Source organism: Catenulispora sp. GP43, from assembly GCF_041260665.1.
GTDB lineage: Bacteria > Actinomycetota > Actinomycetes > Streptomycetales > Catenulisporaceae > Catenulispora.
Genome location: NZ_JBGCCT010000027.1, coordinates 18,617 through 44,709, shown reverse-complemented (window position 1 = coordinate 44,709; position 26,093 = coordinate 18,617). Strand labels below are relative to the sequence as shown.

The following is a 26,093-nucleotide window of genomic DNA, read 5'->3' as shown; positions in this document are numbered from 1 at the left end:
GCCCCTCCCCGAGACTGGCGGCATGCCTACTGTCGCGGACGTGCTGTGGAAGATGCTTGCCGACGCCGGCGTGCGGCGCTGCTACGGGATCGTGGGCGACGCCCTGAACCCGGCGATCGACGCACTCCGGCGCGCCGGCGACATCGACTTCGTCCATGTCCGGCACGAGGAGTGGGGCGTGTTCGCGGCGGTCGCCGAGGCGAAGATGTCGGGGCGGCCGGTGGCCGTGTGCGGAACCGCCGGCCCCGGGGTGAGCCACCTGATCAACGGGCTGCTGGACGCCCGCAAGGAGGGCGCCCCGGTAATCGCGATCGCCGGCGATGTCGAGACCGCCATCATGGACACCGACGGTCTAGAAGAGCTGAACCCTTATACGTTCTTCAACGTGGCGTCTCTATATACAGGGCGCCTTATAGATCCGAAGCAATTGCGTCCGATCGTCACCTCCGCGATCACCACTGCGCTCATCGAACAGGGCCCGACTGTCATCTCACTGCCGGGAGACGTGGCGGCGGCGGACGCACCGGGCGGGCCGACACATATAGCGCTTCCCAATGCGGCCGCCGGCCCGGCTCCCGACGCTGACATCGCGCAGTTGGCGGACATCATCAACGCCGCCAACACCGTCACCATCTTCGGTGGCGAAGGCTGCCAGAACGCCCGGGAGCAGGTCCTCGCACTCGCGGACAAGCTGAACGCGCCGGTCGGCTACAGCTTCAAGGGCAAGCAGTGGCTGGAGTACGACAACCCGCACGCGGTCGGCATGACCGGGCTGCTCGGCTACGGCGGCTGCTGGGAGGCGGTGAACCACGCCGACGTCCTGCTGATGCTGGGGACGGACTTCCCCTTCCCGCAGTTCCTCCCGCACGAGGGTGTGAAGGTGGTCCAGGTGGACCGGGACGGCCGCCGCTTGGGCCGCCGCGTACCGCTGGCCCACGGACTGGTCGGCGACGTCGGCGCCACCCTGGACCTGTTGCTGCCGAAGGTGTCGGAGAAGTCTGATGCCGCCTTCCTGCACAAGTGTCAGAAGAAGACTGAGGACTTCGACAAGCAGTTGCAGCACTACGTCGAACAAGGCCCGGCGCTTAAGCAGATCCGCCCCGAGTACCTGACGGCCACCCTGGACCGGCTCGCCCCCGAGGAAGCGGTCTTCACCGTCGACACCGGCACGGCGTGCATATGGGCCGCGCACTATCTGCACTTCGGCCCGAAACGCCACCTGTTCGGCAGCCTCACGTGGGCCTCGATGGCCAGTGCGTCGCCGAACGCGTTCGGCGCCAAGATGGCCTTCCCGGACCGCGCGGCGATCGCGCTGTGCGGCGACGGCGGCTTCACGATGCTCGGTCTCGGCGACCTCCTCACGGAGGTGCAGCGCAAGACCGAGATCGTCCACGTGATCCTGAACAACGGCAAGCTCGACTTCGTCTGGATCGAGATGCAGGAGGCCGGGCTGAAGCCGTGGGGCGTCGACTTCCAGAACCCGGACTTCGCCAAGGTCGGCGAGGCGCTCGGAGCCAAGGGGATCCGGATCGAGCACCCCGCCGATCTTGAACAGGGGTTGAAGGAGGCGTTGAACCACCGCGGCGGTCCTGTAGTGGTCGACGTAGTGGTCGATCCCTATGCGTTGTCCCTACCGGCGCACACTCCGGCGGCCACTGTTAAGGGCTTCACGCTCAGTGTCGCCAAGCAGGCGCTGACCGGGCACCTCGGGGATGTCGTCAAGGAAGCGACGCACAACGTGCGACTGCTCTGAGCTCGGGGCTCACAGAGCCTCCGCGATCCGCTCGACCTGACCCGGGTCGCGGCCGTAGCAGTAGAGCATCACCTCGTCGACGCCGAGATCTGCGTACTGTGCGATGGTGTGCCGGATCGCCGCCGGGGTGGTGAGCATGCCGGCGACCATCTGATCGGCCCGGTCACCGGTGAAGCGGTAGTACGCGGCCATGGCCGCGCGGGCGTCGTCGACGACAGGCTGCGGACCGAGCGCGGCGTTGGCCTGCGCCACGATCCGGGGCGTGCCGGACCGGCCGGCCTCGTCCCAGGACCTGCGGACCGTGTCGATCAGCGGTCCGACCCACGACGGCGGCGCGGCGGCCAGGAATCCGTCGCCGAACCGGGCGACGCGGGCCAGCGCGGCGGGCTGGAAACCGCCGAAGAGCACCTCGGGACCATTCGCACGGTGCGGTCGCGGACCGATCGGGCCGACGGTCTCGCTATAAGCAGCGCCGGACCAGATGCGCCGCATAACGGACATCTGCCGGTCCATGAGACGCCCCCGGCTGTGCAGATCGGTACCAGCGGCTTCGTGGTCGTCCTCCCGACCGCCGACGCCCAGGCCCAGAACCAGCCGGCCGCCGCTGATCCGGTCGAGCGTCGCCGCCTGCTTGGCCAACAGAACAGGCTCGCGCAGCGGGGCCAGCAGGACCTCGGTCTGAAGCCGGATGCGGCTGGTCGCCCCGGCCAGCACGGACAGGGCGACCAAGGGTTCGGGGTTGTCATAGACGAGGCGGTCGAGCAGACCGAGGGTGGTGAACGGACCGGCGTCAGCGGAGCGGGCCCAATCGGGCAGCAGCTCCGGGGCGCTGATGGGCAGACCGATTCCGACTTCCATGGGAAACCTCCGTGAGGACACGACGAATGGATGCCGCCCTCTCCAGGACCTCGGCCGGGCGAGGCGAAGGGCTCCCGTTCTGCGGCGTTCGTGCTGGGGAGCTCCCTGTCGGAGTATCGGCAGCGTAAAACGCTCCCCTCCGCCGGAACAAGCCGATTTCGGCACCGCGAAGTGGCGTGAGACACACAGTCCGCATCATGGACGACAGTGGACGACCCGCGGACCGCGTGCGACTCTCTAGTCATGTCTCGTGCTGGAATCGCGCTCGTCGGTCGGCGTCACGTCGACTTCGGACGGCTGTCCAGCATGGTCTGTATGCCGGCCCAGTAGACCTCGCCCCGATCTGTCGTTCTAGATCTTCCAGGGCCACGGTCCGCCGGCGCTACCCCCACGCCGTCCGTGTGACGCCGCGACGATGCGGCCCGCGGCGCGTCGGGCTCCCGGCACGCCCGTGTTGCCCGCCACTGTAAGGGGAAGCCCCGAAATGTCAGCGGACACCGAGCTCGCGTCGGTCGACCAGGCAGCCACCGCCTTCGCCGGCACCGACCTGCGGGCGCTGGCCGAGCAGGCCAACGCAGAACTGGAACACGCCCCGGCCGCGCGGGTCGTCGAGTGGGCCCACGCCACGTTCGGCGCGGGCCTGGTCGTCGCCTCGTCGATGGCCGACACCCACCTGGTGCACCTGGCCTCCGCCGCGGCGCCGGGCATCGACGTGGCCTTCCTGGACACCGGCTACCACTTCGCCGAGACCATCGGCACCCGCGACGCGGTCGCCGAGGTGTACCCGGTCCGGCTGCTGAACATCACACCGCTGCGGACGGTCGCCGAGCAGGACGCCGAGCACGGCCCGCGGCTGTACGAGCGCGACCCCGACACGTGTTGCGCGCTGCGCAAGGTCGAGCCGCTGGAGCGCGCGCTGAAGCCGTACGTGGCCTGGATCAACGGCATGCGCCGCGAGGAGTCCCCGACCCGCGCGGACATCCCGGTCGTCGGCTACGACGCCAAGCGCGACATGATCAAGATCTCGCCGCTGGCCGCCTGGACCCAGGACGACCTGGACACCTACGTCGCCGACCACGGCGTGCTGACCAACCCCCTGTTCCTCGAGGGCTACACCTCGATCGGCTGCGAGCCCTGCACGCGCAAGCCCCTGCCGGGCGAGGACCCGCGGGCCGGGCGCTGGGCCGGCAACGCCAAGACCGAATGCGGACTGCACACCTGATATGAGTACCCTCACCCACGACGAGACGGCCCCCGCGCACGATCATCTGCGGACGCTGGAGGCCGAGGCGGTCCACATCATCCGCGAGGTGGCGGCCGAGTTCGAGCGGCCGGTGCTGTTGTTCTCCGGCGGCAAGGACTCGATCGTCATGCTGCACCTGGCGCTGAAGGCGTTCGCGCCGGCGCCGGTGCCGTTCGGCCTGCTGCACGTGGACACCGGCCACAACTTCCCCGAGGTGCTGGCCACGCGCGACCGCACGGTCGCCGAACACGGCCTGCGGCTGTACGTCGCGCACGTACAGGACTACATCGACGACGGCCGCCTGGTGGAGCGCCCGGACGGCACCCGCAACCCGCTGCAGACGGTGCCGCTGGTGGACGCCATCCAATCGCACAAATTCGACGCCGTCTTCGGCGGCGGACGACGCGACGAGGAGAAGGCCCGCGCGAAAGAGCGGGTCTTCTCGCTGCGCGACGACTTCGGGCAGTGGGACCCCAAGCGGCAGCGCCCGGAGCTGTGGCGGCTGTACAACGGCCGGCACCGCCCCGGCGAGCACGTGCGGGTGTTCCCGCTGTCGAACTGGACCGAGCTGGACGTGTGGCAGTACATCGCCGAGCAGGAGATCGAGCTGCCGGAGATCTACTACGCGCACGAGCGCCAGGTGTTCGCCCGCGGCGGCATGTGGCTGTCCCCCGGTGACTGGGGCGGCCCGCGCGAGGGGGAGACGCTGCAGACCCGGACCGTGCGCTACCGCACCGTCGGGGACATGTCGTGCACCGGCGCGGTGGACTCCGACGCCGTCGACGTCGCCGCGGTCATCGAAGAGATCACCGCCTCCCGGATCACCGAGCGCGGGGCCTCCCGCGCGGACGACCGCCTTTCCGAGGCCGCCATGGAGGACCGCAAGCGAGAGGGGTACTTCTAGTCATGACTGTGCTGCTGGACGCGCCGACCGAGAAGGACACCCACGTCGCAGGACTGCTGCGGCTGGCCACCGCCGGCTCGGTGGACGACGGGAAGTCGACCCTGGTGGGCCGGCTGCTCTACGACACCAAGTCGGTGCTGGCCGACCAGTACGAGGCGGTGGAGCGCACCTCGCGCGACCGCGGCCTGGAGCAGGCCGACCTGGCGCTGCTCACCGACGGCCTGCGCTCCGAGCGCGAGCAGGGCATCACCATCGACGTCGCCTACCGCTACTTCGCCACGCCGCGCCGGCGGTTCATCCTGGCTGACACCCCCGGGCACGTTCAATACACCCGCAACATGGTCACCGGCGCCTCCACCGCCGAGCTCGCGGTCATTTTGGTCGACGCTCGCAAGGGTCTGGCCGAGCAGACCCGCCGTCACACCGCCGTGTCCGCCCTGCTGCGGGTGCCGCGGGTGCTGCTGGCGGTGAACAAGATGGACCTGGTCGACTTCGACAAGGACCGGTTCGGCCAGATCGAGGCCGACTTCGCCGCCTACGCCACGGCGCTGGGCATCGAGCACTACGCGGCGCTGCCGGTCTCGGCGCTGCGCGGCGACAACGTGGTGGAGCCCTCGGCGGACCTGGCCTGGTTCGAGGGCCCGACGCTGCTGGAGTACCTGGAGAACGTGCCGGTGGAGGCCGAGCGGCGCCCGGCCGGCCGGTTCCCGGTGCAGTACGTGATCCGGCACCAGAGCGCCGACTACCGCGGCTACGCCGGCACCGTCGCCTCCGGCCACCTGGAGGTCGGCGACCCGATCGTGGTGCTGCCCTCGGGCCAGCGCTCGACGATCGCCGCCATAGACCTGCTGGGCCGCCCGGCCGAGCGCGCCACCGCCGGACAGGCCGCCACCGTGCTGCTCGCCGACGAGCTCGACGTCTCCCGCGGCGACCTGATCGCCCCGGCCGGTGCCGCGCCGACCGCGGTGCAGGACGTGGTGGCGACCGTGTGCCACCTGTCCGAGAAGCCGCTGGCCGTCGGCGACCGGGTGCTGCTCAAGCACACCACGCGCACGGTCAAGGCGATCGTGAAGGAGATCTCGGCGAAGCTGGACATCTCCGACCCGCTGGCCGCCTCGGGGGCGGACAGCGGCGACGAGTTCGACTGGGACGACGCCGCGCCGGCCGCGCACACCCTGAACGCCAACGACATCGGCCGGGTGGTCCTGCGCACGGCGTCCCCGATCCTGCTGGAGCCCTACGCCGCCGACCGCGAGACCGGCTCCTTCCTGCTGATCGACCCGGCCAGCGGCGACACGCTCACCGCCGGCATGTCCGGGGACCCGCTGGGGGTCTTCTCGTGATCGAGCACGCTCTGTTCTCCCACAACTTCACGGGGGACGTCCGATGTCGGGTCGCCGGGCTGCGGCACCGCCGCGCCCTGTTCCGACATCGAAGTCCCTGACAGTCCCCGTCCTTGGAGCCAGCGTGATACGAAGGGCTTTCTCCGCCGTCGCCGCCACGGTCGCGGCCGGCTGGATGATCGTCTCGCTGGTGATCGTGATCGCCGCGTACGTCTCCGCCTCCGACCAGTCCTCCGGATCGGCCACGTCCTCGGCCGCCACGACTTCGACCGCCGCGGGCACCGCGTCCACGGCGGCCGGAGAACTGCGGCTCGGCTACTTCGCGAACGTCACGCACGCCTCCGCGGTGATCGGGGTCGCACACGGCGACTTCGCCAAGGCGCTGGGGAGCACCAAGCTCACCACGCAGATCTACAACGCCGGCCCCGCGGAGATGACCGCTCTGCTCGGCGGCCAGCTCGACGCCGCATATGTCGGCCCGTCCTCGGCGCTGGCGGCCTTCGCACAGTCGCACGGCCAGGCACTGAAGATCGTCGCCGGCGCCACCAGCGGCGGCGCGGAGCTCGTGGTGCGGCCCGGGATCAACACCGTGGCCGACCTCAAGGGCAAGACCCTGGCCACGCCGCAGAAAGGCAACACCCAGGACGTCGCCCTGCGCGCCTGGCTCAAGCAGAACGGCCTGACCGCCAACACGGACGGCACCGGGGACGTGTCGGTGAGCCCGCAGGACAACGCCGCCACCCTGGACCAGTTCAAGGCCGGCCACATCGACGGCGCCTGGCTGCCGGAGCCCTGGGCCTCGCGCATGGTGCTGGAGGCCGGGGCGAAGGTGCTCGTCGACGAGCGGAGCCTGTGGCCCGGCGGGCAGTTCGCGACCACCAACCTGGTGGTGTCCACGACCTTCCTGGACGCGCACCCGGACACCGTCAAGGCCCTCATCGACGGGCAGATCGCGGCCAACCAGTGGATCGCCTCCGACCCCGCCGACGCGCAGACGCTGCTCAACGGCCAGCTGAAGAAGCTCACCGGCAAGGCCCTCACCGGCGCCGAGATCCAGCGTGCCTTCAGCGAGCAGACGGCGACCGACGATCCGCTGGCCGCCTCGCTCCAGACCGAGATGGACCACGCCGTTTCCACCGGGCTGCTCAAGACGACCGACCTGCACGGCATCTTCGACCTGACGCTGCTGAACACCGAACTGGCCCAGGACGGCCGGCCCGCGGTGTCCGACGCCGGGCTGTCCACCAAATAGCGCCGGAATACCCAAGGGGAGAGACCGCCATGACCACCGCAATCGCAGCCGTTGAGTCAACACAGACCACCGCCACGGCCACCGTCGAGGCCGCCTCCGCTCCGGCCGTCCGCCTGTCCGGGGTCGGCAAGACCTTCCGGGGCGGGGCCCCGGTCCTCGACGGCATCGACCTGACCGTCGCCCCGGGCGAGTTCGTCTGCCTGCTCGGGGCCTCCGGCTGCGGCAAGTCCACGCTGCTGAACCTGGTCGCCGACCTGGACGCGCCGAGCGCCGGCACCGTCGAGGTGCCCTCCGGCCGAGCCGCCCTGATGTTCCAGGAGTCCGCGCTGTTCCCCTGGCTGACCGCCGGGGAGAACATCGACCTGGCGCTGCGGCTGCGCGGCCTGTCCGGCCGCCGCGACCGCCGGGCCGAGACCGAGCGGCTGCTGGAGCTGGTCCGGCTGCGCGGCGCCTACGACAAGCGCCCGCACCAGCTCTCCGGCGGCATGCGGCAGCGCGTGGCGCTGGCCCGCGCGCTCGCGCAGGACAGCCCGGTGCTGCTGATGGACGAGCCGTTCGCCGCGCTGGACGCCATCACCCGGGACGTGCTGCACGAGGAGCTCATCCGGCTCTGGGAGGCCACGGGCCTGGCGGTGCTGTTCGTCACGCACAACGTCCGCGAGGCGGTGCGCCTGGGCCAGCGGGTCGTGCTGCTGTCCTCCCGGCCCGGCCGGGTCGCCCGGGAGTGGCGCGTGGACATCCCGCAGCCCCGCCGCATCGAGGACAAGGCGGTCGCCGACCTGTCGGTGGAGATCACCGACCACCTGCGCAAGGAGATCAGCCGCCATGGCCGCTGACACCGACACCGCGGGGCCGGCCGGCGACACCCTCGCACACATCGAAGCCGGGCTTGACGCGCTGGAAACCTCCGCGGAACCGGAGTCCAGCAGACTCAGGCACGTGGCCGCATCCGTCTTACCGCCGATCATCGCCGTCGCGCTGATCCTGGCCGTCTGGCAGATCCTCTACGCGGCGAAGATCTGGCCGGACTGGAAGCTGCCCGGGCCCTCGCAGGTGTTCAGCTCTCTGAAGGACACCTTCTCCGAGGGCGACGCCTGGGGAGCGGTCGGCCACAGCATCGCCCACGGCGCGGTCGGCTTCGGCGCCTCGGTCGCGATCGGCACGCCGCTGGGCATCGTGACGGCCCGGTTCAAGCCGGTCCGCGCGGGCCTGGGCCCCATCCTGTCCGGCCTGCAGTCCCTGCCCTCGGTGGCCTGGGTCCCGCCGGCCCTGATGTTCTTCGGCCCCAGCCCGGCCATGCTCTACACCGTCGTCCTGCTCGGCGCGGTGCCCTCCATCTCCGTCGGCGTGATGTCCGGCCTGGACCAGGTGCCGCCGCTGTACCTGCGTGTCGGCCGCAACATCGGCGCCCGCGGCCTGGCCTCGGTACGGCACGTCCTGCTGCCGGCCGCGCTGCCCGGCTACCTGGCGGGCCTGCGGCAGGGCTGGGCGTTCGCGTGGCGCTCGCTGCTGGCCTCTGAGATCATCGTGCAGTCCGCGAATCTCGGACATTCCTTGGGATTCCTGCTGAAAAACTCCCAGGACGCCAACGACATGTCCGGGGCGTTCGCGGCGATCGTACTCATCCTGGCCGTCGGCGTGGCGGTCAACCAGCTGCTCTTCGCGCCGCTGGAACGGCGCGTGCTGAAGGCGAGGGGGTTGGCGTGAACCAGGGACAGGCGATGCTGGCGGTCGCCCACGGGAGCCGGGACCCGCGGCACCGGGAGGTCATCACAGGGCTCGTGGACGCGGTGCGCGAGCAGCGGCCGGAGCTGCGCGTCGAGACGGCCTTCCTGGACCACTGCGGCCCCACGGCCGCACGGGCCCTGCACGGCCTGGTCCGGGACGGGTACCAGAACGTGAAGGTGGTCCCGCTGCTGCTGAACACCGCCTTCCACGTCCGGCAGGACATCCCCGCGGCGGTGGCCGCCGCGCACGAGGCGCTGCCCCGGCGCTGGCGGGCCGGCGTGACCATGCCGATCCTGACCGGGCCGCTGGGCCCGCACCCGCTGCTGACGGCCGGACTGGAGCGGCGGATGCGCGAAGCCGGGGTGTGGCCCGGCGACGAGGAGGCCTCGGTGGTGCTGGCCTGGGCCGGGTCCTCCGACCGGGTCGCGGTCGCGGCGGTGGACGAGCTGGCCGAGGGCTGGCAGAAGAGCGGCTGGGAACACGTGGTCGCGGTGCCGGCGGTCGGCGATCTGGCCGGGGAGGCAGTGCGCAGGCTGCGCGACCGCGGCGCGCGGCGGGTCGTGGTGTCGCCGTACTTCCTCGCGCCGGGGTTCCTGGCCGACCGGATCCGGGGCTCGGCGCTGCGGGCCGGGGCGGACGCGGTGGCCGCCGAGCTCGGGGACGCGCCGGAGGTGGCCGCCACGGTGCTGGCCCGGTTCGACGGCGCGATCTCGGCCTGCCTGGCGCACGTGGCCTGACGCGGACACCGGCCCTGCGCGATGCGGGCACGGCGGAATCCGGGCGGCGGGTCCGGGGTTGCAAGCATGCGAACCACCGCAACCTTTGAAAGGATCCGTGTATGCGCGCGATCGTCGTCAGCCAGACTGGCGGACCCGAGGTCCTGCAGCTCTCCGACGTGAACCCTCCGAAGCCGGGGCCCGGTGAGCTCCTGGTGGAGGTCGGCGCCGTCGGCGTGAACTTCATCGAGACCTACCAACGCAGCGGGCTGTACGCGACGAACCTGCCGTTCACGCCGGGCGCCGAGCTGGCCGGGCACGTCCTGGAGGTCGGCGAGGGCGTGACGGACTTCCGGCCCGGGGACCGGGTCGCGACCGTGGACGCCCGCGGCAGCTACGCCGAACAGGTGATCGTGCCCGCCGACCGGGCCGTGGCGGTGCCGGACGGCGTGGACGTCGAGACCGCCGCCGCGGTGATGCTGCAGGGCATGACGGCGCACTACCTGACGCAGAGCACATACCCGATCAAGGCCGGCGAGACCGCGCTGGTGCACGCCGCGGCCGGCGGCATGGGCCTGCTGCTGACCCAGTTGGTGAAGGCCGCCGGCGGCAAGGTGATCGGCACCGTCTCCAGCGACGCCAAGGCCAAGCTGGCCGCCGAGGCCGGCGCCGACGAGGTGATCCGCTACGACCAGGTGGCCGGCGAGGAGCTGGCCGCCGAGGTGCGGCGCCGCAACGGCGGGCACGGCGTGCACGTGGCCTATGACGGCGTCGGCAAGGACACCTTCGAGGCCTCCCTCGGCTCGCTGCGCGTGCGCGGCATGCTCGTCAGCTTCGGCAACGCCTCCGGCCCGGTCCCGCCGTTCGCCCCGCTGCGGCTCTCGGCGGCCGGCTCGCTGTTCCTGACCCGCCCCACGCTCGCCAGCTACATCGTGTCGCGCCAGGAACTGGAGTGGCGCGCGGGCGACCTGTTCCGCTGGATCCAGGACGGCACGCTGACCGTGCGGGTCGGCGCCACGTTCCCGCTCGGCCAGGCCGGGCAGGCCCACGGGGAGCTGGAGTCGCGCAAGACGACCGGCAAGCTGCTGCTGGTCCCCTAGCTTCACCGAAGCAACTTCACCGAGCTCGCGTCGCGGCCGGTCCCCAACCGGCCGCGACCGCGCACAGGAACGCGGCGGTCGCCGTGACCACCGGGCCGGCGCGCATGGACGGCGCGAACGCGTCGACGCCCTGGAGTTCGGAGTGGAACCGGAAGGCCGCCAGCACCGCGCACAGGACCAGGGCCAGCGCGGCCAGCAGCGACAGCCAGGCCAGGCCCCGCGCGGGCACGATCAGCCGCAACGCCGACAGCACGATCAGGCCGACGCTCAGCCACTGCAGGACGTGCAGACAGGCGACCACGGCCCCGATGCCGTCCGCGACCGGCGGCGGATCGCCCATGATGTCGAAGCCGGACCAGGAGGGGCTGCCGTCGTCGTAGCCGGCCCAGGGGATGGCCAGCGAGCCGAGGGCCAGCACGGCGAAGCCGAGGGTGGCCAGCGCGTTGGCCCGGGACGGGCCGCCCGTGCGCGGCGAACGCGCCGCGCGGCGCGGCCCCGGTTCACCTGGCCGGCCCGGCGGCTCCGGCCCTTCCGGCTGGGCCGCCTCGGGCGGCGCGGTGTCGAGCATGGCGCCCATGGTCACGCATATCATCGGACCGAACAAGGGCCTTGATAAGGCGCCGGGCTCAATCGAACTTCTGATACATGACGTGGATCCCGACATAGCCGTGCGCCCGGCTCTTGAACGCCTCCGGGACCGTCCCGATGATCTGGAACCCGATCGACTGCCACAGGTGCACCGCGCGGGCGTTGCTCTCCACCACGGCGTTGAACTGCATCCCGCGGTAGCCCTGTTCGCGCGCCCACTTCAGCGTGTACTCGCCGAGCGCCCGGCCGACGCCCCGGCCCGCGGCCGCCGGGTCCACCATGTAGCTGGCGGTGGACACGTGCGCGCCGGGGCCGGGCCGGTTCGGGCCCATCTTCGCGCTGCCCAGGACCGTACCGGCGGCGTCGACCGCGACGACGGTCAGCCCCGGCGACCGCTCCATCCACATCTCGCGGCCCTCCTGCTCGGTGGGCTCGAAGGGGTAGACGTAGGTCTCCCCCTCGGCGCAGATGGTGCGGAAGAACGGCCAGATGTGCGGCCAGTCCTCATCGGTGGCCGGGCGGATCTCCATGTCCATGGCGCGAGGATAGCGGCCGGTCAGCTGGAGCCGGCCTGGTCTCTGGCGCCACGGCGCCACGGTCAGGAGGCCAGCACGCGCTGCTTCTCCGTCTTGATGTCGTAGTCGGCCGGCGGCCACTCCGGCCCGATCCGTTCCAGCGTCTCGATGAGCAGCCTGGTGATCGCGTAGTTCCGGTACCACTTGCGGTCAGCCGGGATCACGTACCAGGGCGCCGTCTCGGTCGAGGTCAGGCTCAGCGCCGCCTGGTACGCCTCCTGATACGCCGGCCACAGCTTGCGCTCCTTGACGTCGTTGGTGCTGTACTTCCACAGCTTCGTCGGGTCGTCCAGGCGGGCCAGCAGGCGTTCCTTCTGGGTGTCGCGGCTGATGTGCAGGAAGCACTTCACGACGGTCGTGCCCTGGTCGGCGAGTTCCTGTTCGAACTCGTTGATCAGGCCGTAGCGCAGCTCCCACTGCTCGCGCGGGACCAGGTCGCGGACCCGGACGATGAGCACGTCCTCGTAGTGGCTGCGGTCGAAGACGCCGACCATGCCGGGCGTCGGCAGCGCTTTGCGGATCCGCCAGAGGAAGTCGTGGGACAGTTCCTCCTCGGTCGGGGCTTTGAAGGAGTTGATGCGAAGGCCGCCGGGGTCCATCACGCCGGCCACGTGCTTGACCGTGCCGCCCTTGCCCGAGGTGTCCATGCCCTGCAACACCAGGAGCAGGTTCTGGCGCGCCGGGTCGGCGCCGCCCCGGGACTGCGCGAACAGCCGCTCCTGCAGGTCCGCCAGGCGCGCGCCGAGCTTGGGGAGCTTGTGCAGCGCCTCGGCTTTCGAATCGACGCCGGGGTGCACGTCAGAAGCAATCTTGCTCAGTTTGACCGGGGACTCGGGGGCCCGCAGCAGATGGGTGAACGACTTCGCCATGAAGGAAAGAGTGCCATCCGGGCTAACGCTCCGCATGTCATGGCAGCCGTTCCGGGATTAGGCGCCCGCCCCGACGGAGATCTGCGCGGCGTCGGCCAACGCCATGCCGTCCCGGGCCAGCGCGGTGATCCGAGAGATCGCGCGCAGGTACTTCTTGCGGTATCCGCCGCGCAGCAGTTCGGGGGTGAACAGGTCGCCGAGCGGCGTGCCGGAGGCGACCACCGGGACCTTGCGGTCGTAGAGCCGGTCTATCAGCACCACCAGGCGCAGGGCGACGTTCTGGTCGTCCAGCGGCCGCACGCCGGTGAGCCCGACCGCGCTGACGCCGTCGATCAGGGCACCGTAGCGGCTGGGGTGGACCGCGGCGAGCTCGCCGGTCAGGCCGTCGAAGGCGTCCAGGGTGGCGCCGGGGTTCTCCTCCACGGTGCGGGCCACAGCGTCCTCGGAGACCGGGGCCGGCGGCGTGGGCAGGTCGCGGTGCCGGTAGTCGGGGCCGTCCACCCGCAGGACCTCGAAGCGCGCCGACAGCGCCTGGATCTCGCGCAGGAAGTCGGCGGCGGCGAAGCGGCCCTCGCCGAGCTTGTCCGGCAGCGTGTTGGAGGTCGCGGCCAGCTTCACGCCGCGGTCGGACAGCCGGGTGAGCAGCGTGGAGACCAGGACGGTGTCGCCGGGGTCGTCGAGCTCGAACTCGTCGATGCAGACCAGCGCGAAGTCGGCCAGCCGCTCCACCGCGGCGGCGAAGCCGAGGGCCCCGACCAGGCTGGTGTACTCGACGAAGGTGCCGTAGGCCTTCTTCTCGCGCGGGGCCGGGGATTCGTGCCAGAGCGACGCCAGCAGGTGGGTCTTGCCGACGCCGAAGCCGCCGTCGAGGTAGACGCCGATCGCGCCGGACGCGGGGGCCTTCTTCTTGAACAGCCCGCGGCTCTTCTTAGGCGCCGCGCCGACGGTCGCGGCGAACGCCTCAAGGCGGTCACGGGCCGCGGACTGGCTGGGCTCGGCCGGGTTCGGAACGTAGCTGGAGAAGCGCACCTGGTCGAACCGCGGCGGCGGGACAAGGTCGGCTATCAGCCGGTCGGCGCCGACTTCCGGGCGTCGGCCGACGAGGGTCGCGGCGGGCGCGAAGACTTTCGGAGCAGACGTCGGCACTCTTCCAATGTCGCAGGCCGGAGCGGGTATCCCGAACCATGCGGGGGGTGTAATTGATCACATGTGAAGCCAGTCACAAAATCTTGTGCGGCGGGTGGATGAGCCGCGCGTGTCAGAAGTCCCCTGGTGTGATTCGCTGGTCCCATGTATCAGCTGGTGCCACCCACGAACCGCAGCCGCCAGGTCGATCTGGCGGAGGTCTACGCCTACCCCACCGGGGCCCGGCGCTGGGTGCGGGCGAACATGGTCGCGTCCGCCGACGGCGCCGCGACCGCCTCGGGCAAGTCCGAGGGCATCTCCGGCGAGGCGGACAAGCGGGTCTTCGGCGTGCTCCGCGCGCTGGCGGACGTGGTGCTGGTCGGGGCCGGGACGGTGCGCGCCGAGCAGTACCGGCCGGCGCGGGTCCGCCAGCAGTACCAGGAGGCGCGGGCGGCCGCCGGCCAGGCCCCGACCGCGGCCATCGCCGTGGTCACGCGGGCGATGGATCTGGACTGGACCATGCCGCTGTTCACCTCGCCCGCGGTGCCGACGATCGTGCTGACCGCGACCGACGCCCCGCAGGACCAGGTCGACGCGGCCGCCGAGGCCGGCGCCGAGGTGATCGCGGCCGGCACCGGCGAGGTCGACCTGGCCCTGGCCGTGGACCGGCTGGCCGAGCGCGGCTTGGGGCGGATCCTGTGCGAGGGCGGCCCGCACCTGCTGGGGCAGCTCGCGGCCTCCGGCAAGCTCGACGAGCTGTGCCTGTCGATCGCCCCGCAGCTGCGCGGCGGCGACTCGATGCGGGTGCTGGCCGGGCCGGATCTTACGGACGGATTACCGCTGATACTGCACAGCCTGCTGACGGAAGACGGGTTCCTCTTCTCGCGTTATCTAGTCGGGGGAACACAGGGTTCCGTCTCTGAACCCGCTAAGGAAGGGTGATCAGCATGGTCGAGAAGGTGCAGAAGTCCGAGGCCGAGTGGCGCTCGCTGCTCACGCCGATGGAGTTCTCGGTGCTGCGCGAGGCCGGCACGGAGCGGCCGTGGAGCGGGGATTACGTGTCCACGCACACGGAGGGCACCTACCACTGTCGGGCTTGTGACGCGCCTCTGTTCCGCTCACAGGCGAAGTACGACTCGCACTGCGGGTGGCCGTCGTTCTACGAGCCCGGCGAGGGCGACGCGGTGACGCTGCACCAGGACATGAGCCACGGCATGGTGCGGACCGAGGTGCGCTGCGCGGCGTGCGGGTCGCACCTGGGGCACGTGTTCGACGACGGCCCGACCGAGCACGGCGGGCAGCGGTACTGCATCAACTCGGTGTCCTTGAAGCTGGACGAGGACGCGAGCGCTTCCTGAGCACTCCCGCTCAGCTCCCCCGCTGCCAGCGCGCGGCGCCGGCGGCCATGCCGAGCAGCGCCACCGCCGCGAGCAGGGCGGTGGCCGCGAGCGAGGTCGGCGGGATCGGGTGCATGCCCGACTTCAGCGGCGGCCACGCGGTCAGCACGCGGGGGTTGAGCAGCGAGGACAACACGGGGGTGGTCCGCAGGTACTGCTCGGCGTCCGTCAGGGCCTTGGCGATCCCGGGCAGGCCGCTGACCAGGCGTCCGGCCGCCAGCGGCACGGCCAGCGCCACCACGGCCACGGAGACCGCCACCGAGGCCCGGTACCAGGCGGTCAGCCACCCTACGGCGAGCCCGAACAGCCCGGCCGCCGTCGCCGCCGCGGCAGCCGGCGCCACACCCTGCAGCACGGGGTCGGCGGCGGCACCGTCGGGGATGAGGGTGCGGTCCCCGGCGTAGGCCCACGCCAGCGCGAGCGCGTAGCCGAGGGCCGCGGCCAGCGCGACCAGCGCACCGGTCAGGGCGGAGACGAGCGCGGTGAGCGTGGCCTTGGCGACCGCCAGCCACGCGCGCCGCGGCACCACCGCGAGGGTCACGTAGCGCATTTCGTAGTGCCGCTCGTGCCCCGAGGCCGCGGCCCCGATCACGACGGCGGCGGCCAGCGCGGGCAGCGTCCCGGTCAACCGCAGCAACGCCACCACCCGCTCCGAGGCGCCGGCGGACACCGCCAAAGCGGCCGCCACCCCGAACGCGGCCGCCGCCACCGCGGCACCTCCCGGCACCCGCCGGGTGGCCCGCAGACTCCCGAGCCGACGCAGTTCGTAACGGAACGCAGCAATCATGCGGAAGCTTCCTGCTCTGCCGGGGCCGCCTCCGCGACCGACGCCTGCTGCTGACTCTGCTTCGACGCCCGAGCGGCCGCAGCCCGCCACGGGGTCATGCCGTCCCCGGCGCCACGCGGCTCGGTGCCACGCTGCTCGGCGCTGGGCGCGACGGTGAACGGGACGGCGGGCTGGACCAGGACCGGCGACGCGACGGTCTCCGGGGACGAAGCCGGCGCGGTCGCCGCCGAAGGATGCGGCTTGCCACGGCCCCACCGGAGACCGAACCCGCTGGTGCGGCGCGAGACCTCGCGGGACTTCGCGGCGGCGGGCGAGTCGAGGCGCGAGGCCGGGGCGGCGCTGTGAACCGGGGCCGGCTCGGGAACCTCCGGAGCAGCGGGCGCCGGCTCGGGAACACTCGGCGCGGGAGCGCTGGCCGGCGAGGGTGTGGCGGCCGACGCGGCAGAACCTCGCGGTGCCTGCGAACCCTTCACGGCCGACCAGCGGGAGCCGGCGACCGAACCCTGGGTGCGCCACGAACCGGCGGTGCTCGGCATCATGCCGCCGGACTGCTGGTCGGCAACCGGTGGTGTGGGCAGGCCGGCCGCTGGTTCCTGCGGGGGCTGCGACTCGGCCGCGCCGCCGGTCTGGCCCGGCTCGGGAGTCTGCGCCGCAGGACTCGGCTCAGGAGCAGGAGCCCCGGCAGTTGGCTCAGCAGCCCCGACGCTCGGCCGAGGATCCTGCACTGCGGGGGTCGGCTCCGAAGCCAGCACCACGACATTCGACTGAGAAACCTGCGCCCTGACGCTCGGCTGAGGAGTCTGCGCTGCGGGGGTCGGCTCAGAAGTCAGCACCACGACATTCGGCTCAGAAGTCTGGGCCCTGACCCTCTTCTGGGGGACTTGAGCACCGTCGCTCGGCTCGGGGACCTGCACCGCGACACTTGGCTGAGCAGCGTGCGCCTCGGCAGCCGGCTCAGGAGTGTGCGTGCCGGCAGTCGTCACCGTCACAGCACTCGCCTGCACTGTCGCGGAAGCGGGAACATCCTGCCCCGGCATCTCCGGTCGCTCGGCCTCCGCGCTCGCCTCGGCCGCGGCCTCGACGACTTCCGTCTCCTCGATCTCGTCGGGGACCACGCGGACGCCGGAGTGCCAGTTGCCGGCGCGGTTGAGGCCGGGGAGGAGTTCCTGCTGGCGGGGGACGGGGCGCAGGCCGAAGACGTCGTCGTCTTGGCCGATCTCGCTGAGTTCGTGCAGACACACGCCGGCGACGTGCGCCACTTCGCCGATGCGGGCTCGGTCCAGGCCTCGGACCTGGAGGGCGCCGGGGCCGGCGGGGGCCAGGCGGGCGCCCTCGGATTCCAGGGCCGCGGCCAGGCGGGCGGCCTGGGGGCTGCGGACCTGGACGACGGTGGCGCGGCGTTCGTCGAAGACCTCGGCGGCGGAGCGGCTGGCGATGACGCGGCTGACGCCGTCGTGTTCGTCGCGGCGGAGGACGACGACGTGGTCCGCGGTGCCGGACAGGGTGTCGGGGTCGGTGGCGGCGACCAGGACTGTGCGGCCTTGGGCCGCGTAGGCGCGGATCAGGGCGTGGAACCAGGACATGCCGTGGCTGTCGAGGGTGTACGGCTCGTCGAGGATGAGTGCGGCGGGGTCGCCGAGCAGGGCGGCGGCGATGGCCAGGCGCTGGCGCTGGCCGGCGTCGAGGCGGCCGCAGCGGACGGTGGCCTGGGTGGACAGGCCGGCGACTTCCAGGACCTCGGCGATGCGCGGCTTGGGGACGCCGCCGCCGGCCGCGTAGAGCTGCAGGTGGGCCTGGACGGTGCGGCCCGGGTGGACGGCGTCGGGGTTCAGGGCCAGGCCCACCTCGCGGACCGCGGGGCGCAGGGCGCGGTAGGGGCGGCCGCCGAACAGGGTGCGGCCGCCGCCGGGTTCGAGTTCGACCATGAGGCGCAGGACTGTGGACTTTCCGGCACCCGGCGCCCCGAGCAGGGCCGTCACCTGGCCCGGGTAGACGTCGAAGGAGACCTTCTCCACGGGGCCGCCGCCCACACCGCGGGACCGGCAGGTGCTGGTCAGCTCGATCGCCTCGATCACCGCGACTCCTCTTGCTCCGGGCCGTTGCTGCCGCACGGCGCCGGCTGTCCGGCGCCGGTGTCCATCGGTTGATCACCGTCCGCGACATCGCTGTCCGCTACGGTATCCGTGATCACTCACGGGACCGGGGGAAATCACCGTGAAGAGTGATGAAGTGTCGCAGCCGACTGCCTACCGCCCGCTTATAGACAACCCCGCTCAGGCGCGCGCACCATGAGAACAACCCCCCAAATGCGAGGAGGTCTGCGCCATGGTCCTCGCCCCCGCTGTACCCCTTTCCACCGCCATCGCCGAACACCTGGCCGCGACCGAAGGCGAGCACGGGCTTTACGCCGAGATCGTCGCCGCCGATCCGCGCCTGACCTACGCCGTCGAGACGCTGATCCGCGAGCACACCGAACTGCGCCGCGCGATGCAGCGCGACCTCGCGAGCATGAACGACAAACAGCTGGCCGAGCTGACCCGACGCCTCGACCGGCACTGCCAGCGCGGCAACGATCTGGTCTACGAGGCCTACGTCGTCGATCTGGGCGGGGAGCACTGACCGCCTGGCCCACACGGCCCGCGCAGTCCCCTCAGCCCTACAGCCAGCGCAACCCACTCTGCACAACCAACCCAGCCAGCGCGCCCGGCGCACGCCGCGTGCCCAGCCCCGTCAGTCCGACGACGGCCGCAGCATCGGCGGGTTCAACAGGCTCGCGGTCCCCCGGGTGAACAACTGCGCCGGCCGGCCGCCCTGCCGCGACGTGGTCCCGCCGGTCGGCACCAGGAAGCCCGGCGTGCCGGTCACCTTCCGGTGGAAGTTGCGCGGGTCGAGCTGCACGCCCCACACCGCCTCGTAGACGTTGCGCAGCTCCCCCACCGTGAACTCCGGCGGACAGAACGCCGCGGCCAGCGACGAGTACTCGATCTTCGAGCGGGCCCGCTCCACCCCGTCGGCCAGGATCCGGGCGTGGTCGAACGCCAGACCCTCCGACCCGGGCAGGGCGGCGACCGGCAGCCACTCGGCGGCGCGCGCGTCGCCGCCCGCAGCCGGGAACGGCCCCTCGGAGCCCTCCTGCAACGAGGTCAGCGGAGCGAGCGCCAGGTACGCCACCGACACCACCCGCATCCTCGGATCCCGGTCCGGGGCGCCGTAGCTGGCCAGCTGCTCCAAGTGGACGCCGTGGTCGGGCGCGGCGTGCAGGCCCTGCTCCGCGTCCTGCCCGACCTGAAGACCCAGCCCGGTCTCCTCGGCCAGCTCCCGCACCGCGGCGTCGCCCAGGCTCTCGTCGGGCTTCACGAACCCGCCGGGCAGCGCCCAGCGGTCGGCGAACGGCGGCTCGCCCCGCCGCACCGCCAGCACGCTCAGCCCCTGCTCGGCGACGGTCAGCACGACCAGATCGACGGTCACCGCGAACGGCGGGTAGTCGGTCGGGTCGTAGTCCGGGTCGAGATCGCGTGGCATCCGTTCATCCTAGCCTGATGTCGTCAGTGTGACGAGAACTGGGTCCGGCAGCTCGGTCCGCGGCCGCCCGGCACCCGGCACCCGGCACCCGGTAAATCAGAGGTCGGCGCCGCTCGGGCCGCCTACGATCGGCCCATGGCGAACCAGGATCCTGAGCTGATCACCATACTGGCCTACGAGAATCTGCCGGGCTGCCCGCCGCCGCAACGCGCCGTCGCCGATTGACTGCTCGACCGCGGCATCGACTGGCTCCCGTTCCGCCCCGAGGACATCCACATCCACCTGTACTGCGGACGCCGCGCCGACGGGCACTGGCACGGTTCGTTCTCGATCATGATCAGCGCGGACCTGCTCCGCGGTCTCGGCCTGCACCCCGACCAGCCGTGGTCGCGCATCACCGGACCGGAACGCCCCGGCTGGGCACGCGCCGAGGCGCTGCGGCACATGCTCGGCTCAGGCAAGTACCTGCGCGGCTAACCGCTGCGGGGTCATCCCACTCCCGGTGAAGCGCCACGTCGCGATCTCAACCTCGGTGACGCGCAGCCTCATCGAGGCCGCGGCGCGCCGCTCGGCGACCCAGTCGATCAGGGCCCGCGGATCGGCAACCGGCGCGGCGAAGTGCAGGATGTTGAGGTACCAGAAGTCGCGCCGGAACTCCTTCTCGAACCAGGCGTCCGGACCGAGCGCGGCAGCGTAGGCAGCCGAGAGCCGGTCCGCAGCGCCGTCGGCCGGGACGGCGCACGCCATCACCGACAGCGGCGTCAGCGTCAGGCCGGTGACCGCGAAGGTCAGGGGCCGGACACCGGCGGCCGCCGTGCGCAGGGCGTCGGCGTAGCGCGCGACACACGGGTCGTCGTCCCGGATGTCGGCCCGCGGCCACTCCAGCGCGCGCATGGTGAGGTGCGAGTTGCCCGCGGCACCGGTCAGCCAGTGACCGTCGCCGGCGACCGCCGCGGCCTCGCGCGCCAGCGCCTCCAGCGATGCCGCCGCCTCCGGATCCGGACGCAGCAAGGCAGACACGCCCCACCGCCTGCCGTCCCCGGGCGGCGCCACCTGGATCCCGTGCGAGCCGGCGGTCAACGCCGCCTCGCCGTCGGCGAAGAGCTGATCGAACGTGGCGCGTAGGGTCCTGCGGGGCAGCGTTTCACTCACTTGGTGACTCCAGGTCTCCATGTTCTCCAGGCCGGGGCTGTCCAGGCGAAGGGAAAGACACATGACCGGCTTCGCCCGGTTGCACCTCCGCGTCGCCGACCCGGCGCTGCCGCCGTATCGCCGACTCAGCTGTCTGCGGTCCGCTCTCGAGCACTTCCCGCCCTACGGGCTGCGCTCGACCTACATGTATCTCACCCTGGCCGCCGGGATCCCGAGGGACCTGAACGCGGACACCACCTCCTTGGTACGGGCTGTCGATGAACTGGGAGCCGCCCGGGCCCGCTGGCTCTCCGGCATGGAGGCCTTGATCCAGCGCCGCCGCGAGCAGAAGGCGGCCGGGATGCGGGCGCTTCCTGACGCCGCGGCGTGGGACGGACTCTGGGGCCGCGCTGTCGGCTTCCGCGACGACCCACGCCGCCGGCCCGGCATGACGCTGCTGGACTTCGTCGAACGCCGGCTGCGGCAGTTCGACGGCGTCCGGCTGCCGGGCTGCCCCGACTGCGGCGGGGAGGGCACCCGGGCGACGGCGACCGGACACGGCTTCGTGGAACGCTGCTCCGAGTGTGACCTCCTCCTTGCGCCCTGCACCTGCGGCTCGACACACTTCGAGCTGGCACCGGGGCCGGGATGGTGGCCCGCGATTTGGCGGCGCGAACACATGGACGATGCCGGACGTCCCGATCCCGCGTGGCCGGGCTGGCACGGCCCGCCGGCGGATATTACGAACCGAAGAACCTCCATGCCGAGTGCTGGTGCAGGATGACCTGCGGTGATGTGATGGGTTCGTGGCAGAGGCGTGGGATGCCGGCCGCGGCGGGAACACCGCCGGCGGCGGGGACGGACCCGGCCGGCGGGACCGCGAAGGGCGGCCGGTCGGACGGCGTGTCGTGTTCGGTGTGGTGGGGCTGGGCGCCCTGGGGGTGCTCGGCGGTTCCACCGTGCAGCGGTTCCTGGCCGATGTCGCGCAACACGACCCGACCGGACTGACGAACCTGCTCCCGCTGGGAGACCAGTTCCGCATCTACACGGTGACGGGGAGCGTCCCCACGCCCGATCCGGCCACCTACCGGCTGTCCGTCACCGGGCTGGTGGACCACCCGCAGCACTACTCGCTGACCGATCTGGCGGCGCTGCCGCAGACCGACCTGGTACGGGACTTCCAGTGCGTCACCGGCTGGCGGGTGCCGAAGGTGCCGTGGACCGGGGTGCGCTTGCGGGACATGCTCACGCTGGCCGGGGTGCAGAGTTCGGCGAAGGCCCTGCGGTTCGTCTCCTTCGACGGGACGTACACCGAGTCGTTGACACTGGACCAGGCCCAGAACCCGGACATGCTGGTGGCGCTGAAGATGCTCGGCGGGCCGGTGAGCCACGACCACGGCGGGCCGGTGCGCCTCTACGCGGCGCCGATGTACGGGTACAAGAGCATCAAGTGGCTCTCGGAGATCCAGGTGGTGGACGCGGTCCATCCCGGCTACTGGGAGGGCTACGGCTATGACGTGGACGCCTGGGTCGGAAAGTCGAACGGGAGGACCGGCGATGTCCCGACCGGCTGAGGCCGGCGGCGTCCGGCGGCCGATCGAGCGGTTCACCCGCGCCGAGCGGTACGTGCACCGCGCGACCGCCACCTTGATGCTGACGTTGATCATGACCGGGGCGGTGCTGTACCTGCCGTCGTTGTCGGTCGCGGTCGGGCACCGCCCGACCGTGGCACTGATCCATCTCTACTGCGGCTTCGCGCTGCCGATCCCGATGGCGGCCGGGCTCTTCTCGCGGGCGTATCGGGCAGACGTGCGGCGCCTGAACCGGCACACCGACACCGACCGCGAGTGGCTGCGCGAGCGCGCCTGGCGGCGGGAGAAGGCCCGGGAGCTCGCGCTGCCGGTCGGCAAGTTCAACGCCGGCCAGAAGCTGAACGCCGCCTTCCAGTGCGGCGCGATCCTGGTGATGGCCGGGACCGGGACGCTGATGTGGTTCCCGCACCTGGTCGGGGTCTCGGCCCGGACCGGCGCCACGTTCGTGCACGACTGGCTGGCGCTGGCGATCGGGTTCGTGGTGATCGGCCACGTCTGGTTCGCGCTGAACGACCGGCAGGCCCGGATCGGGATGCGGACCGGCTGGGTGACGCGCGGCTGGGCGGAGCGGGAGCATCCGGCCTGGGCGGCCGAAGTGGCGGCACGAGACCGGTCCGCAGACCAGACCCCGCGACCGGACGCCGTGCGCGAGGCGGAGGACCGCGCGGCCCGCGGTGAGGCGGGCGCGCGCGATCGGGTAGAGGGCGGCGCCGTTCATCAGGCGCGCGCCTGGGACAAGTAGTCGACCCGCGCCCCACAGACCGTGCGGTGCGGGGTGGCGACGACATCCATGGCGTCCGCCGCCGGGCGCAGGTGCGCCACCATGTAGCGGTCCCCGCCGGCCGGATAGGCATCGCGCAGGCAGTACGAGGACGTCGGCAGGTCGGCGGCCGTCACAACGGCGGTCTGTCCGACAGCCGGCGCCGGAGTAACGGCACCGTTAGGGATGTCGGCGTCCGTCCGGGACGGGCTCATCATCTGCTTGGTGTTGGCCGGACTGAACGGGATGAGCGGATCCGGGACGACGGGGGAACGCGCGGCACGCAAGGCAGTCGTGTCCCCCGTGTCCCTCGATGGCCACTCCATGGACGCATCACCCGAGGGCACCGAACCGGTGGAGCCGTCCGAGCCGGTCGAGTCGGCGGGGTCGGCGGGGTCGGCCGGAATCTGCGCCTCCGGGACGTGGGGATCGTCGGCGCGCAAGCCGGTGGGTACCACCCGGTAGTCCGCGATCTCCCCCCGCTTGCCGTCGGGGAGGATGACGGGCCGCGGGTGGTCGATCGGGAGGCCGGGCTCACCGGTCCAGGGGACGTAGCGGCCGTCGCGGGCCGGCACGGTGAGCGTCCAGCCGCTGGCCGTCCAGGCCTGGAGCGTCAGGACACCGGGGCCGGGGAGGACCGGGCCGTGGGGAAGGTGATGCCGGGCCTGTGACGGCGCCTCGGTCGCGGTCGCACCGGCACCGCCGGAGGAAGTGGTGCCGAAGGCCATGCCCGGCAGCAGCGGCACGGCCAGCGCCGCGATCGCGACGGCCACCCCGGAGGTTGCGCGGCGGGCGCGGGGCAGGCGGGGCTGCGGCTGCGCCGGGATCGGCATGGCGACTTGCTCTATGCGGTTCATGGGATCTCCACATCGGGTTCGTTGGGGACGTTCTCGGTCGAGCGGGAAGTCGAGCGGGGAGAAGGGATCGGGGCCGGAGCGGTGTCCGGATCTGTCGGGTCGGCGCCGCTGTCGCAGTGGTCTGCGGCCTCGGCCTCGACGGCGTCCTCGCCGAACAGGTCGCGCCGCGTGCTGGCGGCGGACTCGCGCACGCCCTCGCCGTCGATGGCGTGGTGCAGGCCGGCGCGGATCAGCGAGGCGAACTTGTACTCGGGATCGATGGCCAGCGCCCGGTCCACCGCGCACTGCGCGATGGCGGGCCGGCTGATCGCCCACGCCGCCCACGCGGCCAGCGCATAGGGGGCGAGGCGAAGATCGGGATGCGGCGCGCGCCGGGCCAGTTCCGCGCCCAGGCGGAGCAGCCTCCCGGCGGAGTCCACGGTCGCGGCGGCGCAGGCCAGGTAGTCGCGGACCCGCCAGTTGAGCAGCGCGACCAGCAGTTCGGCCGCCTCGGCGTCGGTGATGGCCGGCGGCGCGAGCAGCGAGCCGGGCGGTTCGGCCAGCGCGCCGAGCGGAATGCCGTCCGGCGTGCCGACGAGCGCCGGGACGCGGTTGGTCACGCGGCGGGAGGAGCGCGCGGCCGGGATGGCGGCGTTCGAGGCTTGCTTCGAGGCGGGTGAGGAGGAGTCGGTGTCCTGCGACGCGTCGGGGTCCGATGAGGCAGACCGGCCCTTGTGCCCGGAGGACTCAGCCGCCGCCGACTCCTCGTCGGGCGCGGTCAGAGCCGCGGTCGCGCTGTCGGACAGACCGCGGCGGCCGGCTCGGGGGCCTTCGGCGCGGGACGCGCGCAGAGCGGGTTCCGCGGCGTCGTCCCCGCACCGGGCCAGCAGCACGTCCATCAGGCGGCGAGCGTCGGCCAGGCCGGCGTCGGTGTCGTACCAGGCGGGGTCGAGGTGCTCCACCGCCGCGGCGGTACGGGCCAGGATCTCCCGCGGGTGCGGATCCAGGGTCGCCTCCAGGGCCTCGCGGCTGGCGTAGACCGTGTGGCCGCGGGCGGCGAAGGCTCCGGCCAGGGCGGCCGGGGCCTCGGCGGGGACGACCGTCCCGGCCGCCGGGCAGCAGCGGTTGTTGCGGCACATGTAGGACCACCAGCGGCCGTTGGCGGTGTAGAGGGCGTCGACGACGGTGACGCGCTCCTCGCTGGCCGCGGCCTCGAGTTGGGCGCGGAACGCGGCCATCAGCTTGCGGCAGTGGTCGGGGCGGGCCTTGGCGCCGGTGGCGCCGCGCGGGCCGAAGGCGACCAGGATGGCGATGTCCGCGTCCTGATCGCGCAGGCGGGCCGCGAGTTCCAGGGCGGTGGTGCGCTCGTGGCCGCGGACCTGTTCCAGGTCGATGCGGACGCCGTGCCGGATGAAGCTGCCGCCTTCGGCCGAATGACTGACGCCGAGCACCACCAGGCTGTTCTCCGGATGGAAGCCGAACAGGAACGGGATCGAGGCCACCACCGAGCCCGGAGAGGCCAGCCGGACGGTGCCGGACGGACCGGCGGCACCGGCTCGAGCGGCCGTGCCCGCGGCGCCACCGGCCGGCTCGCCGGCGTCACCACCACCGTCACCACCACCGGCACCACCACCGGCACTGCCCGCGGCACCCACGTCGGCAAGCCCATCGGCACCGCCTCCGGCCTGGCCCGGGATGCCGCCGCGGGCACCGCGCCGGCGGGGCGGGGCCTGGGCTGCGGTCCGGGCGCCTTCGGTATCGGGGCCGCCGGACGTGAGGCCGTCGGCGGCGACGGCTCCGGGGGCGGGGGTGAGGTCGTGATCCATGACCGATACTGTGCCGATTCCCGGGCACGGAGTGCGACCAAGACATGACCGACTGTGGATAAACCCCCGGGTCTGGATCCGCGTATCCCTCTAACGGTCTAATCCGCACGCTCGGCCGCGCCGCGACCGCCAGGAAAAAACATCGGCGTGATCTCAGCGTCTTCTCAACCGATGGGGGCAGAATGCGG

At 72.1% G+C, this 26,093-nt stretch carries 27 protein-coding genes; 16 read left to right on the top strand and 11 right to left on the bottom strand.

Annotated features, from left to right (window positions below):
* Positions 1-22 precede the first annotated feature (22 nt).
* Entirely contained in the window at positions 23-1,753 is a 1,731-nt protein-coding gene (locus ABH926_RS39375) for a thiamine pyrophosphate-dependent enzyme (RefSeq protein WP_370371171.1), read from the top strand.
* Positions 1,754-1,762: 9 nt separating this feature from the next.
* Here the strand turns inward: ABH926_RS39375 and ABH926_RS39370 are convergent, their stop codons facing one another.
* Entirely contained in the window at positions 1,763-2,611 is an 849-nt protein-coding gene (locus ABH926_RS39370) for an LLM class flavin-dependent oxidoreductase (RefSeq protein ID WP_370371169.1), read from the bottom strand.
* A gap of 484 nt (positions 2,612-3,095) precedes the next feature.
* Between ABH926_RS39370 and ABH926_RS39365 the strand changes: the two genes are divergently transcribed.
* The 8 genes from ABH926_RS39365 to ABH926_RS39330 all read left to right on the top strand — a co-directional run bounded on the left by ABH926_RS39365 (position 3,096) and on the right by ABH926_RS39330 (position 10,897).
* Positions 3,096-3,833, top strand: coding sequence for a phosphoadenylyl-sulfate reductase (locus tag ABH926_RS39365; RefSeq protein WP_370371167.1), 738 nt, complete (start codon positions 3,096-3,098; stop codon positions 3,831-3,833).
* A 1-nt stretch (position 3,834) separates the two neighbouring features.
* Positions 3,835-4,758: a sulfate adenylyltransferase subunit CysD gene (gene cysD / locus ABH926_RS39360; protein WP_370371165.1), complete on the top strand. Its 924-nt coding sequence runs from the start codon at positions 3,835-3,837 to the stop codon at positions 4,756-4,758.
* A 2-nt stretch (positions 4,759-4,760) separates the two neighbouring features.
* Positions 4,761-6,101 (top strand): sulfate adenylyltransferase subunit 1, encoded by a 1,341-nt coding sequence (locus ABH926_RS39355; protein WP_370371163.1) that lies wholly within the window; start codon positions 4,761-4,763, stop codon positions 6,099-6,101.
* 124 nt (positions 6,102-6,225) lie between these two features.
* Positions 6,226-7,353 carry an ABC transporter substrate-binding protein gene (locus ABH926_RS39350; RefSeq protein ID WP_370371161.1) on the top strand — a complete coding sequence of 376 codons (1,128 nt, stop codon included), beginning with the start codon at positions 6,226-6,228 and terminating at the stop codon, positions 7,351-7,353.
* A 29-nt stretch (positions 7,354-7,382) separates the two neighbouring features.
* Entirely contained in the window at positions 7,383-8,189 is an 807-nt protein-coding gene (locus ABH926_RS39345; RefSeq protein ID WP_370371160.1) for an ABC transporter ATP-binding protein, read from the top strand.
* Positions 8,179-9,060 carry an ABC transporter permease gene (locus ABH926_RS39340; RefSeq protein ID WP_370371158.1) on the top strand — a complete coding sequence of 294 codons (882 nt, stop codon included), beginning with the start codon at positions 8,179-8,181 and terminating at the stop codon, positions 9,058-9,060. Before ABH926_RS39345 ends, ABH926_RS39340 begins: the two co-directional genes overlap by 11 nt.
* Positions 9,057-9,818 (top strand): sirohydrochlorin chelatase, encoded by a 762-nt coding sequence (locus ABH926_RS39335; protein ID WP_370371156.1) that lies wholly within the window; start codon positions 9,057-9,059, stop codon positions 9,816-9,818. The genes ABH926_RS39340 and ABH926_RS39335 overlap by 4 nt, the downstream gene beginning before the upstream one ends.
* A gap of 101 nt (positions 9,819-9,919) precedes the next feature.
* Positions 9,920-10,897, top strand: coding sequence for a quinone oxidoreductase (locus tag ABH926_RS39330; RefSeq protein ID WP_370371154.1), 978 nt, complete (start codon positions 9,920-9,922; stop codon positions 10,895-10,897).
* A gap of 16 nt (positions 10,898-10,913) precedes the next feature.
* Here ABH926_RS39330 and ABH926_RS39325 read toward each other — a convergent pair whose 3' ends face one another.
* From ABH926_RS39325 to zapE, 4 genes are all read right to left on the bottom strand, one after another.
* Positions 10,914-11,480, bottom strand: a complete 567-nt coding sequence (locus tag ABH926_RS39325) for a hypothetical protein (protein WP_370371153.1) — start codon at positions 11,478-11,480, stop codon at positions 10,914-10,916.
* 43 nt (positions 11,481-11,523) lie between these two features.
* Complete coding sequence (locus tag ABH926_RS39320; RefSeq protein WP_370371152.1) at positions 11,524-12,021, bottom strand: N-acetyltransferase family protein; 498 nt, start codon at positions 12,019-12,021, stop codon at positions 11,524-11,526.
* Positions 12,022-12,083: 62 nt separating this feature from the next.
* Positions 12,084-12,929, bottom strand: a complete 846-nt coding sequence (locus ABH926_RS39315) for a polyphosphate kinase 2 family protein (protein WP_370371151.1) — start codon at positions 12,927-12,929, stop codon at positions 12,084-12,086.
* 57 nt (positions 12,930-12,986) lie between these two features.
* Positions 12,987-14,075 (bottom strand): cell division protein ZapE, encoded by a 1,089-nt coding sequence (zapE, locus tag ABH926_RS39310; RefSeq protein ID WP_370371149.1) that lies wholly within the window; start codon positions 14,073-14,075, stop codon positions 12,987-12,989.
* Between the two features lie 144 nt (positions 14,076-14,219).
* Here zapE and ABH926_RS39305 point away from each other — a divergent pair, with 144 nt between their 5' ends.
* Positions 14,220-14,996, top strand: a complete 777-nt coding sequence (locus tag ABH926_RS39305) for a pyrimidine reductase family protein (RefSeq protein WP_370371147.1) — start codon at positions 14,220-14,222, stop codon at positions 14,994-14,996.
* A 5-nt stretch (positions 14,997-15,001) separates the two neighbouring features.
* Positions 15,002-15,412: a peptide-methionine (R)-S-oxide reductase MsrB gene (msrB, locus tag ABH926_RS39300; protein WP_370371145.1), complete on the top strand. Its 411-nt coding sequence runs from the start codon at positions 15,002-15,004 to the stop codon at positions 15,410-15,412.
* Between the two features lie 10 nt (positions 15,413-15,422).
* Here msrB and ABH926_RS39295 read toward each other — a convergent pair whose 3' ends face one another.
* Together ABH926_RS39295 and ABH926_RS39290 are read right to left on the bottom strand one after the other, a co-directional pair.
* Positions 15,423-16,238: a hypothetical protein gene (locus tag ABH926_RS39295; protein ID WP_370371143.1), complete on the bottom strand. Its 816-nt coding sequence runs from the start codon at positions 16,236-16,238 to the stop codon at positions 15,423-15,425.
* Entirely contained in the window at positions 16,235-18,313 is a 2,079-nt protein-coding gene (locus ABH926_RS39290) for an ATP-binding cassette domain-containing protein (RefSeq protein ID WP_370371142.1), read from the bottom strand. Before ABH926_RS39290 ends, ABH926_RS39295 begins: the two co-directional genes overlap by 4 nt.
* Before the next feature lie 250 nt (positions 18,314-18,563).
* On the opposite strand from ABH926_RS39290, the gene ABH926_RS39285 reads away from it, so the two are divergent.
* The gene (locus ABH926_RS39285; RefSeq protein WP_370371141.1) at positions 18,564-18,857 is read left to right on the top strand and encodes a hypothetical protein; all 294 of its coding nucleotides are present in this window, start codon (positions 18,564-18,566) and stop codon (positions 18,855-18,857) included.
* Positions 18,858-18,968: 111 nt separating this feature from the next.
* Here the strand turns inward: ABH926_RS39285 and ABH926_RS39280 are convergent, their stop codons facing one another.
* Positions 18,969-19,760: an NUDIX domain-containing protein gene (locus tag ABH926_RS39280; RefSeq protein WP_370371139.1), complete on the bottom strand. Its 792-nt coding sequence runs from the start codon at positions 19,758-19,760 to the stop codon at positions 18,969-18,971.
* Between the two features lie 333 nt (positions 19,761-20,093).
* On the opposite strand from ABH926_RS39280, the gene ABH926_RS39275 reads away from it, so the two are divergent.
* Positions 20,094-20,237, top strand: coding sequence for a hypothetical protein (locus ABH926_RS39275; protein WP_370371137.1), 144 nt, complete (start codon positions 20,094-20,096; stop codon positions 20,235-20,237).
* Here ABH926_RS39275 and ABH926_RS39270 read toward each other — a convergent pair.
* The gene (locus ABH926_RS39270; RefSeq protein ID WP_370371135.1) at positions 20,214-20,912 is read right to left on the bottom strand and encodes a hypothetical protein; all 699 of its coding nucleotides are present in this window, start codon (positions 20,910-20,912) and stop codon (positions 20,214-20,216) included. The two genes, ABH926_RS39275 and ABH926_RS39270, sit on opposite strands and share 24 nt — an antisense overlap.
* Positions 20,913-20,973: 61 nt before the next feature.
* Between ABH926_RS39270 and ABH926_RS39265 the strand changes: the two genes are divergently transcribed.
* From ABH926_RS39265 to ABH926_RS39255, 3 genes are all read left to right on the top strand, one after another.
* On the top strand, positions 20,974-21,675 hold the full coding sequence (locus ABH926_RS39265; protein ID WP_370371134.1) for a hypothetical protein: 702 nt from the start codon (positions 20,974-20,976) through the stop codon (positions 21,673-21,675).
* Positions 21,676-21,799: 124 nt separating this feature from the next.
* Complete coding sequence (locus ABH926_RS39260; protein ID WP_370371330.1) at positions 21,800-22,465, top strand: molybdopterin-dependent oxidoreductase; 666 nt, start codon at positions 21,800-21,802, stop codon at positions 22,463-22,465.
* Positions 22,449-23,225, top strand: coding sequence for a cytochrome b/b6 domain-containing protein (locus tag ABH926_RS39255; RefSeq protein WP_370371133.1), 777 nt, complete (start codon positions 22,449-22,451; stop codon positions 23,223-23,225). The genes ABH926_RS39260 and ABH926_RS39255 overlap by 17 nt, the downstream gene beginning before the upstream one ends.
* Here ABH926_RS39255 and ABH926_RS39250 read toward each other — a convergent pair.
* Positions 23,201-24,100, bottom strand: a complete 900-nt coding sequence (locus ABH926_RS39250; protein WP_370371131.1) for a hypothetical protein — start codon at positions 24,098-24,100, stop codon at positions 23,201-23,203. The genes ABH926_RS39255 and ABH926_RS39250 overlap by 25 nt on opposite strands.
* Positions 24,097-25,905, bottom strand: coding sequence for a DUF4192 domain-containing protein (locus ABH926_RS39245; protein WP_370371129.1), 1,809 nt, complete (start codon positions 25,903-25,905; stop codon positions 24,097-24,099). The genes ABH926_RS39250 and ABH926_RS39245 overlap by 4 nt, the downstream gene beginning before the upstream one ends.
* Positions 25,906-26,093: the final 188 nt, after the last annotated feature.

What these genes read in the sequence shown, in the direction of transcription:
- ABH926_RS39265 (WP_370371134.1), top strand. Translation starts at nt 20,974, where the DNA reads ATGACCGGCTTCGCCCGGTTGCACCTCCGCGTCGCCGACCCGGCGCTG.
- ABH926_RS39255 (WP_370371133.1), top strand. Translation starts at nt 22,449, where the DNA reads ATGTCCCGACCGGCTGAGGCCGGCGGCGTCCGGCGGCCGATCGAGCGG.
- ABH926_RS39275 (WP_370371137.1), top strand. Translation starts at nt 20,094, where the DNA reads ATGATCAGCGCGGACCTGCTCCGCGGTCTCGGCCTGCACCCCGACCAG.
- msrB (WP_370371145.1), top strand. Translation starts at nt 15,002, where the DNA reads ATGGTCGAGAAGGTGCAGAAGTCCGAGGCCGAGTGGCGCTCGCTGCTC.
- ABH926_RS39345 (WP_370371160.1), top strand. Translation starts at nt 7,383, where the DNA reads ATGACCACCGCAATCGCAGCCGTTGAGTCAACACAGACCACCGCCACG.
- ABH926_RS39320 (WP_370371152.1), bottom strand. Translation starts at nt 12,021, where the DNA reads ATGGACATGGAGATCCGCCCGGCCACCGATGAGGACTGGCCGCACATC.
- ABH926_RS39370 (WP_370371169.1), bottom strand. Translation starts at nt 2,611, where the DNA reads ATGGAAGTCGGAATCGGTCTGCCCATCAGCGCCCCGGAGCTGCTGCCC.
- ABH926_RS39285 (WP_370371141.1), top strand. Translation starts at nt 18,564, where the DNA reads ATGGTCCTCGCCCCCGCTGTACCCCTTTCCACCGCCATCGCCGAACAC.
- ABH926_RS39330 (WP_370371154.1), top strand. Translation starts at nt 9,920, where the DNA reads ATGCGCGCGATCGTCGTCAGCCAGACTGGCGGACCCGAGGTCCTGCAG.
- ABH926_RS39305 (WP_370371147.1), top strand. Translation starts at nt 14,220, where the DNA reads ATGTATCAGCTGGTGCCACCCACGAACCGCAGCCGCCAGGTCGATCTG.
- ABH926_RS39280 (WP_370371139.1), bottom strand. Translation starts at nt 19,760, where the DNA reads ATGCCACGCGATCTCGACCCGGACTACGACCCGACCGACTACCCGCCG.
- ABH926_RS39340 (WP_370371158.1), top strand. Translation starts at nt 8,179, where the DNA reads ATGGCCGCTGACACCGACACCGCGGGGCCGGCCGGCGACACCCTCGCA.
- ABH926_RS39365 (WP_370371167.1), top strand. Translation starts at nt 3,096, where the DNA reads ATGTCAGCGGACACCGAGCTCGCGTCGGTCGACCAGGCAGCCACCGCC.
- cysD (WP_370371165.1), top strand. Translation starts at nt 3,835, where the DNA reads ATGAGTACCCTCACCCACGACGAGACGGCCCCCGCGCACGATCATCTG.
- ABH926_RS39375 (WP_370371171.1), top strand. Translation starts at nt 23, where the DNA reads ATGCCTACTGTCGCGGACGTGCTGTGGAAGATGCTTGCCGACGCCGGC.
- ABH926_RS39245 (WP_370371129.1), bottom strand. Translation starts at nt 25,905, where the DNA reads ATGGATCACGACCTCACCCCCGCCCCCGGAGCCGTCGCCGCCGACGGC.
- ABH926_RS39355 (WP_370371163.1), top strand. Translation starts at nt 4,761, where the DNA reads ATGACTGTGCTGCTGGACGCGCCGACCGAGAAGGACACCCACGTCGCA.
- ABH926_RS39295 (WP_370371143.1), bottom strand. Translation starts at nt 16,238, where the DNA reads ATGATTGCTGCGTTCCGTTACGAACTGCGTCGGCTCGGGAGTCTGCGG.
- ABH926_RS39315 (WP_370371151.1), bottom strand. Translation starts at nt 12,929, where the DNA reads ATGGCGAAGTCGTTCACCCATCTGCTGCGGGCCCCCGAGTCCCCGGTC.
- ABH926_RS39250 (WP_370371131.1), bottom strand. Translation starts at nt 24,100, where the DNA reads ATGAACCGCATAGAGCAAGTCGCCATGCCGATCCCGGCGCAGCCGCAG.